General features: G+C 50.3%; 11 protein-coding genes. 10 read left to right on the top strand and 1 reads right to left on the bottom strand.

The annotated features are described in order from the left end of the window. Positions 1-2: 2 nt before the first annotated feature. From ACW9SV_RS10715 to ACW9SV_RS10670, 10 genes are all read left to right on the top strand, one after another. Complete coding sequence (locus tag ACW9SV_RS10715) at positions 3-4,595, top strand: translocation/assembly module TamB domain-containing protein (protein ID WP_479556757.1); 4,593 nt, start codon at positions 3-5, stop codon at positions 4,593-4,595. 222 nt (positions 4,596-4,817) lie between these two features. Then, complete coding sequence (locus ACW9SV_RS10710) at positions 4,818-5,717, top strand: cell division protein FtsX (protein ID WP_479556756.1); 900 nt, start codon at positions 4,818-4,820, stop codon at positions 5,715-5,717. A 12-nt stretch (positions 5,718-5,729) separates the two neighbouring features. Continuing rightward, the gene (locus ACW9SV_RS10705; RefSeq protein ID WP_479556755.1) at positions 5,730-5,951 is read left to right on the top strand and encodes a DUF3098 domain-containing protein; all 222 of its coding nucleotides are present in this window, start codon (positions 5,730-5,732) and stop codon (positions 5,949-5,951) included. Continuing rightward, positions 5,952-6,794, top strand: coding sequence for an undecaprenyl-diphosphate phosphatase (locus ACW9SV_RS10700; protein ID WP_479556754.1), 843 nt, complete (start codon positions 5,952-5,954; stop codon positions 6,792-6,794). Beyond that, on the top strand, positions 6,794-7,504 hold the full coding sequence (gene truB, locus ACW9SV_RS10695; RefSeq protein WP_479556753.1) for a tRNA pseudouridine(55) synthase TruB: 711 nt from the start codon (positions 6,794-6,796) through the stop codon (positions 7,502-7,504). The genes ACW9SV_RS10700 and truB overlap by 1 nt, the downstream gene beginning before the upstream one ends. Continuing rightward, positions 7,482-8,408: a bifunctional riboflavin kinase/FAD synthetase gene (locus ACW9SV_RS10690; RefSeq protein WP_479556752.1), complete on the top strand. Its 927-nt coding sequence runs from the start codon at positions 7,482-7,484 to the stop codon at positions 8,406-8,408. Before truB ends, ACW9SV_RS10690 begins: the two co-directional genes overlap by 23 nt. Positions 8,409-8,516: 108 nt before the next feature. Continuing rightward, complete coding sequence (locus ACW9SV_RS10685) at positions 8,517-8,909, top strand: hypothetical protein (RefSeq protein ID WP_479556751.1); 393 nt, start codon at positions 8,517-8,519, stop codon at positions 8,907-8,909. 115 nt (positions 8,910-9,024) lie between these two features. Further along, positions 9,025-9,723 (top strand): CoA transferase subunit A, encoded by a 699-nt coding sequence (locus tag ACW9SV_RS10680; RefSeq protein WP_479556750.1) that lies wholly within the window; start codon positions 9,025-9,027, stop codon positions 9,721-9,723. A 143-nt stretch (positions 9,724-9,866) separates the two neighbouring features. Beyond that, positions 9,867-10,523 carry a CoA transferase subunit B gene (locus ACW9SV_RS10675; RefSeq protein WP_479556749.1) on the top strand — a complete coding sequence of 219 codons (657 nt, stop codon included), beginning with the start codon at positions 9,867-9,869 and terminating at the stop codon, positions 10,521-10,523. 201 nt (positions 10,524-10,724) lie between these two features. Further along, positions 10,725-12,278: a GNAT family N-acetyltransferase gene (locus ACW9SV_RS10670; protein WP_479556748.1), complete on the top strand. Its 1,554-nt coding sequence runs from the start codon at positions 10,725-10,727 to the stop codon at positions 12,276-12,278. A gap of 105 nt (positions 12,279-12,383) precedes the next feature. On the opposite strand, the gene ACW9SV_RS10665 is transcribed toward ACW9SV_RS10670, so the two are convergent. Next, entirely contained in the window at positions 12,384-13,289 is a 906-nt protein-coding gene (locus tag ACW9SV_RS10665; RefSeq protein ID WP_479556747.1) for a hypothetical protein, read from the bottom strand. Positions 13,290-13,490: the final 201 nt, after the last annotated feature.

The following is a 13,490-nucleotide window of genomic DNA, read 5'->3' as shown; positions in this document are numbered from 1 at the left end:
CGTTGGAGACGCAAGACCAAGAAGAAACGCAAGAAAAAAAGAAAAACTACCCGCAAGTTATAGCAAAAGCTCTGTTAAAAATAATCTTGGGCGTGCTAATCGTGGTGGTTTTGCTGGTGGGAGGTCTCGCCCTGGCTTTGCGTTTTCCGGCCGTTCAAACCAAAGTAGCCCAAAAAGCCGCCAGCGTTCTCTCCGAAACCATCCACCACCAGGTCACTATTGGGCGGGTTGACATCCGCTTCTTTAAAAGTGTTTTGCTAAGCGAGGTACGGGTGCAGGACCGCCAGAAAAAGACCCTCTTTTACGTGGGCCAAGCTGATGCCGATATCAGCTTCTTCAACCTGTTCAAGCCTAACAAACTGCACATCGCCTCGCTTACCCTCACCCGTCCCGAGGCGAACCTCATCAAATACGCAGGCAAGGACACGCTGAACATGAGCACGTTCATCACGGCGCTGTCAAACCTGGTCACCAAAGACACCACCAAGGCCAAAACGCCCTTTGACTTCAAGATAGAAGAGCTTGTTCTGAAAGATGGGCTCTTCACCTACCACAACTACAACAGCCCGCGTACCAGCTATGGCCTGGACTACCAGCACATGGACTTGGAGCGGATTAACGGCCGTTTTTCAGAAATCGATATCAAAGGAGACACCATCCACACGGTGGTGACCAGCCTCACCACCATTGACCGGACGTCTAAAACCTACCTTAAAGACCTGGACACCCACATGACCTTCGCCCCTACTTTCTGGGAGTGGGACCGCCTGAACCTGCGCGTGAACAATAGCCACCTGGCCAACTACGTGCGCTTTGACTACCGGATCTTCTGGAATTTCAAGGAGTTCAATGACAGCATGAACGTGACGGCTTCCTTTGACAGTACCTACGTGACCTCAGATGACATTGCGTTGTTTGCCCCCGTGCTCAAAGACTGGAACGAACAGGTGCTGCTCTCAGGTAAAGTGAAAGGAAAGGTGAGGAATTTCCATGCCGAGGACGTGGATATCCAGTACGGGCAGTACACCCACATCACCGGTGACATTGCCGCCGACGGGCTTCCTAACTTTAGAAACACCTTCGCCGATCTGCACCTGAAACGCAGCACCATCAATGCCCGCGACATAAAGAAGTTTCTTCCCAAGAAGGCCTATGACATGGCGGCCCGGGCCGGTACTGTGCGCTTGGAAGGGGAATTCACCGGATTCTACAATGACTTTGTGGCCAACGGCGCCTTCCAAAGTGCCTTGGGCAACGTGGTGTCAGATATCAACCTCAAATTTGACAAGAACAACATAGATCGCTCGGCGTACCGCGGGTACCTCAGGACCACTGGATTTGACGTAGGTGGCCTGCTGGGCGACCGTAGCGTGCTGAAACGAGTGGCCATGGATGGCCGGGTACAGGGCAGCGGCTTCAGTTTGGCCTCGGCTCGCCTAAACGTAGATGCCACCATCAACGCCCTGAACCTGAACAATTACAACTTCAGGAACATTGTGGTGAACGCCGACCTGAGCCGCCAAACGTTCAATGGAGACCTCAGCATCAATGATCCTAACTTGAAGCTTTCGGCCACGGGGCAGATCAACCTGCAGAATAACCGGCAAGTGTTTGACCTGCGAACAAACGTAAAAAGTGCCGATCTGCGCGCCTTAGGGTTCACCAAGCAAGGCGTTGTTCTTTCCACCAACGCTGATGTAGATTTCACCGGCATTCAACTGGATGAGATAGCAGGCTTGGCTAACTTTAAGAACACCACCCTCACCTATAGCGGCAAAACAGTCAACATAGATTCGCTCACGGTGGAGTCACACTTCCATGATGGCATCAGGGAGCTGCACGTGGGCTCTGAGGTGCTGGCACTGCAGGCAGGCGGAAATTTTCTTTATTCCAGGTTCTTCCAGGATCTGCAAACGCTGTATGAGGAGTACCGCCTGAACCTGGAAAACAACCCGATCAAAATTGAAAACTACTACCGACGCAAATCGGCAGCACCGCCTGCTTCCTATGAGGTGGATCTGGATGTGCATCTGCGCCGCATCAACCCGGTGCTGCACGCCTTTGCCCCGGACATTTCCATCTCTGATTTCTCCACCATGGAAGGTACCTTCCGGAATGGACCTACTTCGGTGTTAACCCTTATCAGCCAAATAGATACCATCTATTACGGAAAGAACGAGTTTTACCAAAACAACCTGGAAATCACCTCGTCTAAACTTTGGAATACCCCAGACGTGCTAGCCAACGCCATCATCACCTCTGAGCGGCAGAAACTAGGTAGTGCTGGCGACACCGAGAAACTCTACGTGGAAGGTGTTTGGAATGAGCGCCTCATCAGCTTCTCCAGCAACATCGCCCAGACCGGTACCACCAATCGCGCCACCATCAGCGGGAACGTGTCCTTTGAGCGTGACCAGATTCAGATTGTCTTCAACCGGTCTAACATCAACGTGCTGGACAAAGTCTGGAATATCTCGCCTAATAACACCATTGTGTTTGATGATGGGGCCGTGCGCTTTGACAATGTTACGCTCTCTAACGGTCCCCAGAGCGTGAACATTTTTGGGGTACTTTCCAGAAATCCACAGGATTTACTTACAGTAAGCCTTGCCAATTTCAGGCTGGAGAACCTGAACCCGCTCTTGCCCGACAAGATTGACGGCCGCCTGAACGCTGAACTGCAACTGAGAGACCTCTACAACGAAATACAAATGACTTCCACCCTGGCTGTGGACACCTTCATGATTGGAAATCAGCTGATAGGCAACGTGGCCGGAACTACCAATTGGGAAAGCCGCCAAGACCGCATGAACGTGGATTTGGGTATCAGCCGAGATAACAAGAAAGTATTGTCGCTTACCGGTACTTATACCCCCAGCGGCGGAAACCAAGAACTTGACTTATTAGCCGTCTTGGATGATGCCCAGTTGAAATTGGTGGAACCGGTGCTTAAAACCATCATGTCAGACCTTGGCGGAACCATGGATGGACGGGTCCGGATCTCAGGGAGACTGACGGGGCCCATCTTGAAGGGCTCCGTGATGGTGACGGATGGCTCTTTTGTCTTCAACTATCTCAATACCAAATACACCTTCTCTGACCGGGTCTTCTTCACCGAGAACGACATCTCTTTCCAGAATGTACGCATCAGGGATATTTATAACAACACGGCCGTTCTAAACGGGGGTATCTTCCATGACGGATTCCAGAACATGGTGCTGGACCTAAGAGCAAGGTTTAACCGGTTCATGGTCCTGAACACCACCCGCGCCGATAACCCCTTGTACTACGGCACCGCCTTTGCCACCGGCGAGGTCACCGCTTTAGGGTCCACCTCTAACCTGCAGGTGAATATTACGGCTCGCAGCGAAAACAACACCAACATAGCCATCCCGCTGGACAATACCACCTCTTTAGAGCGACAGAACTTTATCACTTTCGTGAACAACAACCCGGCCAAGCAGGACTCTGCGGCAGCCGCCACCCCCATTGTGAAAAGAGGGGTGGATCTGAGCGGAATCCGGCTGAACTTCAACCTGGATGTAAATGAGAACGCCTACATTGAATTGATTTTTGACGAACGAACCGGCGATATCATCCGGGGCAAAGGACGCGGCAACATCCGAATGGAGATTGATACTCGCGGCGAGTTTGCCATGTACGGGAACTACGAGATTGTGCAGGGACGCTACAACTTCACCATGCTGGGCGTCATCAACAAGGAATTTAACGTGCGGCCGGGCGGCACCGTGACCTGGAACGGGGACCCACTAGACGGACTCCTGAAGATCACCGCCACCTACACGCAACGGGTGTCGCTTGCTCCCATCCTCGCTGATCTGAGCGAACAGCAGCAGCAATCGGCGGCGGCCCGTTCTCGCTACCCGGTAACGGCTGTAATGGACCTGGACGGACCTTTGACTACCCCGCAGATCAGGCTCAACCTGGAGTTTAATGATACCCCGAGCTTGCTGGAAGACCAGATTACCCGGTACCTCAACAACATCCGGAACGATGAACAGGAGCTTAATCGCCAGGTATTTTCCCTTCTGGCTTTCAAGCGCTTATCGGCTCAGGATGAATTACAGGTGGGTCTTGGCGTTGGGGATTTGGGCAGCAGTGTGGGCGAGCTTTTCTCCAATCAGCTCAGCTATTGGCTTTCGCAGATTGACACCAACCTGGAGGTGGACATTGGGGTAAGCGGCTACGGAAACCAGGTACTGGACGATGTACAGCTTCGGTTAAGCTACACTTTCCTGGAAGGCCGCCTAAAAGTAACCCGCGAGGGAAGCGTGAACAACAACCGCTTGGGGAACAACCGGTCCACCGCCGCCGGAGACTGGGCTGTGGAATACTACTTGAGCCAAAGCGGGCAGCTGCGGTTACGTGCCACCTATGAGACCACTCCCCGGGACTTTGAGGCCAACGCCACCGCCAGTCGGCAAACCGTAAGTGTGCTCCACCAGGCTAACTTTGACCGATTTGGCGAGATTTTCCGCCGTAGAAGACTCAGTAAACGCGCACAACGGGCCGCGGAAAGGGAGCAGATGCTACGCCTGGAAGATGACACCCCTACCACCATCCAAGACCTGTAGAAAGGATGTTTCGGTCTTGGATTAAGCAAAACAGGCTTAAAACTCTTTCTATTTTTAAGGGAATTCGCAATTTAGAAGATAGAAGTTTACAGTACTTCACCGGCATTCAGCACATCCCTTACTAACGCTGTTTAAGCCTTGTTTTTGTAGAAATTAGGTTAAAATAGTCGGGGCGGCCGTTCTTCTTCTAAATTATTACTATTTTTGCCGGCACACGTTTCTATGGCTGCAAAACCGCTTAAACATACCCGCAAGAAAAAGCTCGGCAATTACCCGCATACCATGGTGATCTTCAGTATCACGCTGGCTTTGTTTGTAATTGGGTCCTTTGGGCTTCTGCTCATCCATGCCGGCAAGCTCTCTAACCTGGTAAAACAGAACATTGAGGTGCAGGTGTACCTTGACCGGGAGATTTCGCCCTTAGAAATTGAAAAGCTCCGGAAAACGCTGGCCCGCAAAGAGTACATCGCCTACGAGGAAAGCAAACCGCAGGTCACCTTCATGTCTAAGGAGCAGGGAGCCAAAGAATTCATTGACGAAAGCGGCGAGGATTTCCTTACCTTTTTAGGCGAAAACCCTTTGCGTGATGCCTTCATCCTGCGCATCAACCCAGAATTCGCGACCTCGGCCCAGCTGAAAAACATCAAACAGGACCTCCAGAATACACAGGGCGTGTACGAGGTTGATTACGTTGAAAGCCTAATTGACTCCATCAACCATAACCTGAGACGCATCAGCATTGTGCTGCTGGCCTTTGCCGGGATTCTGGTACTGGTGGTGATCATCCTGATTAACAATACTATTAAGCTAGCCCTTTTCTCGCAGCGTTTCCTGATCAGGAGCATGCAATTGGTGGGCGCTACTTCTTTTTTCATCCAGCGACCATTCTTGAATAGAGCCACTTTCCAGGGGCTGGTGAGCGGGGCGTTGGCCTCTCTCCTGCTGTATGGTATGCTGCAATATGCCTACCATGAAATCAGTGAGTTGTACCTGCTTCGCGATGAAAAGCAGATGCTCATTCTCATGGCTACCCTGCTTGTTTTAGGCGGCGTACTGGGCTTTTTCAGTTCTTACCGGGCGGTGAAGAAATACCTCCGCGCTTCATTAGACGATTTATATTAAGAGATATCCTTTATGGACAACAAGACCCCCACTCCGTTTTCGTTCGGGCGACGCAACTACCAGATCATGCTGGTAGGATTAGTTGTAATGGCTATTGGCTTCATTTTGATGGCCATGGATTCAGAGCCGTATGGTTATGGTTTTCTGGGCCTCACCTTGGGCCCCATTGTATTGGTAATTGGTTTTATCATTCAATTCTTCGCCATTCTGGCCAAACCCCGCAAGAACGTTTAAATGAGTATCTGGCAAGCCATCATCCTGGCCATAGTGGAAGGGTTGACGGAGTTTTTACCAGTATCTTCTACCGGGCACATGGTGATCGCCTCCAGCCTGATGGGAATCAGTTCCTTTGAGTTCACCAAGATGTTCACCATCTCCATTCAGTTTGGGGCCATCTTGTCGGTAGTGGTGCTGTACTGGAAGCGGTTTATCAATTCATTTGACTTTTATAAAAAGCTGATGGTAGCCGTGATCCCGGCCTTGGCCATTGGCTTTGTGTTGAAAGACCTGGTGTACTCCATGTTGGAGCGCATTGAAATTGTCGCCATCAGTCTTTTGCTGGGCGGTGTCCTCCTCATCTTTATTGATAATTTGTTCAAGAAGCCCGAAAGACCGGTCACCACACCAGGCTATAGACATGCTTTTGTGATTGGCCTGTTCCAATGCATTGCCATGATCCCCGGGGTGTCCCGTTCGGCTTCCTCTATTATTGGGGGGCTCGCCCAAGGCATGACCCGCAAAGCGGCCGCTGAGTTCTCCTTTTTCATGGCTGTACCCACCATGTTGGCCGCTACCGCTTACAGCGTGATCAAAGACCTTCTGCACCTAGAGATTTCAGACGTGGTAAAGTTTAACCTACCCAAGATCCAGGCTGGTTTTGCAGCAATTAATTCCCAGGAATGGCAGGTGCTGTTGGTGGGCAATGTGGTTGCTTTTATTGTAGCCATGGCCGCCATCAAGTTCTTTGTTGGCTTTCTAACCAAATACGGTTTCAAGCTGTTTGGCTATTACCGCATTGTGGTAGGGCTGGTGATTTTGTTTTTAATTTCCATGGGGGTTGATTTACAATTAATCTGATGCAGGAAACTCCTTATGACTTTGAGGCCGGGGCCATTCTCCTTATAGACAAGCCCCTTACCTGGACTTCTTTTGATGTGGTAAAGAAAACCAAATTCGCGCTCCGCATCAAAAAGATTGGACACGCCGGTACCTTAGACCCGCTTGCTACGGGACTCCTCATTCTGTGCACGGGTAAGTTCACCAAACGCATCGAAGAGATTCAGGCCCAGGAAAAAGAGTACACCGGAACCTTTGTTTTAGGGCACACCACCCCTTCTTTTGACCTTGAAACCGAGATTGACAGCTCCTCACCTACCGATCACCTAACGGAGGATTTACTGCGGGAGACGGCTGCCTCTTTCCTGGGGGAAATAGACCAGACCCCTCCCATTTACTCGGCCGTGAAAGTAAACGGCGAAAGAGCCTATGCCTTGGCCCGCCGGGGCGAGGATGCGGAGATCAAATCTAAACGCATCACTATTAAGCAATTTGAGCTTACTTCTATAGAGGGCAACCAAGTCCACTTTAAGGTAGTATGCTCAAAAGGCACTTATATCCGGAGTTTAGCCCGGGATTTTGGGCTTAAGTTAGGTTGTGGCGCCTATTTGTCAAAGCTGGTCCGGACCCGTATTGGGGACTATCGGCTAGAAGATGCCATGGACTTAACCCAGCTACAGGAACTCCGCGCAAAACAATTGGCCCACCATGATCGTCATCCGGGAGCTTAGCCAATTTCCTTCCCTTTCGCATGCCGTGGTTACCTCCGGCACGTTTGACGGCGTCCACATCGGTCACCAAAAAATCCTTTCCCGGTTGATTGAGACCGCCCGGCAAAACGATGGGCAGAGTGTGGTCATTTCGTATTGGCCCCACCCGCGCACCGTTTTGAACCCCAATGATGATTCGCTGCGCCTGCTTTCCACCATTGAGGAACGCATTGAAGCGCTTCGGGCATTTGGGGTGGATTACCTTTTGTTACTTCCTTTCACGAAAGAATTCGCGCAGCTCACCTCTGAAGAGTACATCCAGCAGATCTTGATTCAGGCCATTCAGGCCAAGAAGCTGGTGATTGGGTATGACCACCGTTTTGGGAAAAATCGGGAAGGAGGCTTTGATTACCTGCAACAGAACGCCTCCCGCTATGGCTTCACCGTAGAAGAGATTCCGCGTCAGGACATTGATGCCGTGGGCGTGAGCTCCAGCAAAATCAGAACTGCCTTGGAACACGGTGATGTGAAAACTGCTGCCCGTTATCTCGGTCGGCCTTATTCCCTGACCGGCACCGTAGTCAAAGGAAAACAATTAGGACGCACATTGGGGTACCCTACGGCTAACTTAGAGCCCCAAGAGAAATTAAAATTAGTGCCCGCCCAAGGCATTTATGCGGTTACAGTCCAAACCCCAACCGGCCTTTACAAAGGCATGCTGAGCATCGGCACCAACCCTACCGTGCAGGGTACCCACCAGACCATTGAGGTGAATATTTTTGATTTTTCCGCTGACCTTTACGGTCAAGAAATCACCCTTTTCTTTGTTTCTTACCTTCGGCCTGAAAAGACCTTTGATGGGCTGGAAGCCCTCACCCAACAGCTTCACCAAGACAAATTAGAAGCCTTACAAGTGTTAGGATAACCCGCGTAAATCCGTAACTTCACCTCAGGCTTTCACGAAAAAGGAAGTGGGGAAGGAAGCCTGGAGTTGGTTCGTTATCTAACACAAGACTGTTCTATGTTCAGAAGCATGCTAGCTGTTTTGGGCGGAGTCGCCATTGGCGTATTTACCATTAGCTTGATTCAGGCCATGAGTCAGCAGTTCTACCCCGCTCCCGCACAGATCAATGTTCCGGAAGTAGATATGGCAAGTGGAACTCATCCGGGCTATCCAACCAGTGGCTTGCTTTTGAACTTAGCCGGTTATGCTTTTGGCTCTTTTTTCGGAGGCATGGTGGGGGCTAGGGTCACGCACCACAAACTGGTTCTGCATGCTTTGCTTGTGGGAATTCTACTGCTGGGCTTAGGCTTGGCCAACCTTTTGCCTGCCTCTTACCCGCTTTGGTTTAAGATAGTCGCTTTCCTGCTCTTCCTGCCCATGGCATATTTCGGCGGGATGATGTCGGCGCGGCGCATGCTTTAACATCAGGCTGATTTAGACCCGTTTTCTTGAAGAGAAGCTTATAACAGGAATAGAGCCATAGGGCTCATCCTCCCATAAAATAGTTAACCTCCACCACAGAATCTATCCTACTCTTATGATCAATAAAGTAGTGCAAGACGCAGCCTCGGCTTGTGCAGACATCCCAGACGGTGCCACCCTCATGCTAGGCGGATTTGGCCTGTGCGGCATCCCCGAGAACGCAATCCAGGAAATCCTGCGCAAAGGCATCAAAGACCTAACCTGTATCTCCAACAACGCCGGGGTAGATGACTTTGGCATCGGGCTGATGCTGCAGCGGCGCCAGGTAAAGAAAATGATCTCCAGCTACGTGGGTGAAAATGCTGAATTTGAGCGCCAGCTGCTTTCCGGAGAGTTGGAGGTGGAGCTGATCCCGCAGGGCACGCTGGCGGAACGCATCCGGGCGGGCGGCGCCGGCATCCCGGCTTTCTTCACCCCTGCCGGCTATGGCACTGAGGTAGGCGAAGGCAAAGAAAGTCGCGAGTTCAACGGCAAAATGTACCTCATGGAAACCTGGCTTAAAGCCGATTTTGCTTTGGTCAAAGCCTGGAAAGGTGATACGGCCGGCAACCTCATCTACAAAGGCACTGCCCGCAACTTCAACCCCATGATGGCTACTGCCGGCACCATCACCATTGCCGAGGTAGAGGAACTGGTGCCCGTAGGGGAACTGGACCCCACCATGATCCATACCCCCGGCATCTACGTCCAGCGTATTTTCCAAGGCAAAGACTACGAAAAACGCATTGAGCAAAGAACGGTGCGGCAAGGCTGATGAAGGATGGGTTAGAAACCATTTGGTGTTTACCACCTCTTTTCATGAAATTACCTTAAAAGCATATACAAGGTGAACGCTCCTTAGCCGGTAACCTTAGAAAATTATCCGTGCTTAGCACAATCAAAATCAGCGCAACAAAGATGGCATTAGATAAACACGGCATTGCCAAAAGAATAGCAAAAGAACTGCAGGAAGGCTTTTATGTAAACCTTGGAATCGGGATTCCTACCCTGGTGGCCAATTACATACCCGAGGGAATGAACGTAGTGCTGCAAAGCGAAAACGGATTACTGGGCATGGGCCCTTTCCCTACCGAGGAGCAAGTAGACCCAGACCTGATCAATGCTGGCAAGCAGACCGTCACCACGTTGCCGGGGTCCGCCATTTTCAGCTCCGCAGAGAGCTTTGCCATGATCAGGGGGGAACACGTGCACCTAACCATTCTGGGAGCCATGGAAGTCTCTGAACGGGGCGATATTGCCAACTGGAAAATTCCCGGTAAAATGGTGAAGGGTATGGGCGGGGCCATGGACTTAGTGGCTTCAGCTAAAAACATCATTGTGGCCATGCAGCACACCTCCAAAGACGGGCAGTCCAAGTTGTTGAAAGATTGCAGTCTTCCCATCACTGGTTTGCGGTGCGTGAAGAAGATTGTCACTGATCTGGCTGTTTTGGAAGTGACAGAAGACGGGTTTAGATTGTTGGAGCGTGCCCCTGGGGTGAGCGTGGAGCAAATCAAAGCCGCTACCGAAGGGAAATTACTGGTGGAAGGTGAGATCCCTGAAATTAATGTGTAACTAATTTTGTTACCCATCAGCAAAAGGCCTATCCTAGCAGAAGCTGTTTTGCTTTTTTTGCCTGATTTACCTGAAGGAAGGCAAAAATCCCGTATACGTTCACCACACCCTAGCTAAAAAGCATTTGTAACCTTGACAAAATGCCTCTCCATTTGCCTTATCAAACAGGCAGGAAGCATTTTCGCATGAATTTTATTGAAGATGAGTGAGAATACCGAACATAAATTAATCCTTCGTCAGCTTACCATTTCTGATTACAAGGAAGTAAAACAAATCATGGAGCTGGTTTACACCAACATTGGTGGATCCTGGACCCAAAAAGAATTCTCTTCCCTTTTAAAGCGCTTCCCCGAAGGCCAGCTTTGTATTGAAGACAAAGGAAGGGTGGTAGCAGCCGCGCTAAGCCTCATTGTGCAATACTCTGAGTACGGTGACAAGCATACCTACGAGCAGATTGTGGGCGGCGGAAAGTTTGACACCCATGATTCTGACGGGGACACCCTTTATGGGGTAGACGTGTTTGTGCACCCAGAATACCGCAACCTGCGCCTAGGCCGGCGTTTGTACGATGCCCGGAAAGAACTTTGCGAGAACCTGAACCTGAGAGGCATTATCCTTGGTGGGCGTATCCCTGGCTACAAGGAGCACTCTGATAAGATGACTCCCGGCAAGTACATTGAGCAGGTGCGCAACAAAGAGATCTACGACCCAATCCTTACGTTCCAGTTGAGTAACGGCTTCCACGTACGGAAGATCATCAGAGGGTACATGCCGCAGGATAAGGAGTCAAAAGCCTATGCTTCTTTGCTGGAGTGGATCAACGTCTACTACGAAGAGAAAGAAACCCTGGTGGGTGGTACCAAGCGAGTTGTCCGGATTGGGGTAATTCAGTGGCAAATGCGCCAAATGACCTCCCTGGAAGACTTTGAGCAGCAGGTGGAGTTCTTCGTGGATACTGTAAGTTCCTACAAAGCCGACCTGGTGATGTTCCCAGAGTTCTTCAACGCCCCGTTGATGGCCCTTTCTGACGAAACCACCCCCTCTGCGGCTATCAGAAGATTGGCGGGCTACACCGATGGCATCAGGGAGAGATTGATTCACCTGGCCTTGGCGTACAACATCAACATCATTGCCGGCAGTATGCCAGAGTACATTGACAACAAACTGCACAATGTAAGCTATCTCTGCCGCCGCGATGGTACCTATGACAAGCAGTACAAACTGCACGTAACCCCAGATGAATCACAATATTGGGGTATGCGCGGCGGAAACAAGCTGAGTGTCTTTGATACTGATTTCGGAAAAATAGGCCTGCTGATCTGCTACGACGTGGAATTCCCAGAACTGGCCCGTATGTTGTCTGACCAGGACATGAAGATCCTCTTTGTGCCATACCAGACCGATACCAAGAATGCCTACCTGCGGGTACGTCACTGCGCCCAGGCCCGGGCTATTGAAAACGAATGTTACGTGGCCATCACGGGTAGCGTGGGTAACTTACCACGGGTTGAGAACATGGACATTCAGTATTCGCAATCGGCGGTGTTCTCCCCTTCCGATGTGGCTTTCCCGCACGATGCCATCATCGCCGAAGCCACACCTAACACCGAGATGACGCTCATAGCCGATTTGGACCTGGATTTGTTGAAAGATCTTAATACCACCGGTAGCGTGCGAAACCTGAGAGACCGCCGGAAAGATCTTTACAACTTGAGCTGGTTGCACCAGAAAGAAGACGATTTAACCGAGATTTAAGGAAAACAGCATAAAAAAGGAAGGCCGGTTTGTACCGGCCTTCCTTTTTTATGCTGTTCCTATGATGTAATCTAAAAGCTTTAATGATACTGAGTAATCCTAACCTTAACGGAAAGAGCTAGTTCTCGTGAGGCGTCTTCGCTCCTGCCCCAAGGCTATTAAGAACGCCAGCAGGAACCCTCCTACAGCCCCAAAAAAGAGATACCACTTCAGCTTTGGTCCGGTGGGGTGTAACAATGGGGCGAAGCCTACCACCACCTGTACCGTCTCCAGTTCTTTCAGCTGGGCCTCTAATTTAGTTTGGGTCTCAAACAGTTCGTTGCTTTGTTTGTAGAGGTTGGTGGGGTCCAAGGGTTCACCATAGACAAAGCCGTTGGCGGGTCCTCTCAATGTCACCGCGGCTTTTTTAATGCTGTCAATGGAAGCAATGTCTTTTTTCAGCTTGGCAATTCTATCCTGCAGCAACTCTTGTCTCGCTTTGATGCTTCTGGAGAAATACGGGTTTCGGTTAAAATAACCAGTAAGCGCCTCCTGAAAGGGAGCAAAGTATTGGTTGTCGTACAACTCAACGTCTAACCTGAAAGGCACTCCAACTAAAACACTGTCTGCCTCTATATCTACCGCAGCGGTATTGACATACTTTATGGCTTTGATGTTGGAAGCGTTCTCGGGGCTAATCTGCAGGTCATTGGCGACTTGCTCCCGGTTCCCGTCCAAAACCAAACTAGCCAAGCGGGTAACCTGCTCCTCAAAAAATTCATTCCTAATTTCGGCCGGGGCAATGGTGAGAGAAGACCGGTAGAAAGGCCGTTTGGATTTAAACATCATAAATCCCAATCCAATCCCCAGTAAAGTAATTGCTAGCACCAAAGGCCACTTGCGTAAAAGCATGAAAAAGGTGCTTTGGAAAGCGCTTAGCACCTTTCTCAAGATAGAGCCTAGTTTCCGGAAAACTACTCGTAAGTCAATTTCGTCGTTGATTCTTTCCTCTCTCAGAGTTGGTTTGTCCATGGGGCGCTTCATTGTACTACAGCGCTCAAAAATAGAAAAATCTGGCAAAATGTTTCCTAAAAGCTTTGCAGGCGCCGAGCCGCTGAGTTTGGTGCTTCGGATTATTAAAGAGTACCTTTACCTTCGGTTTTATTAGGCCCTTTGCTTATGGTTCAGGTGAATTTCTTTAAAAGGCTGATAAACCCTAATTTGTTTTAGTGC

It is taken from the genome of Rufibacter sp. JT20002, from assembly GCF_056491185.1.
Note: the sequence above shows the minus strand (reverse complement) of the source record. Positions and strands in the feature narration are given on the sequence as shown.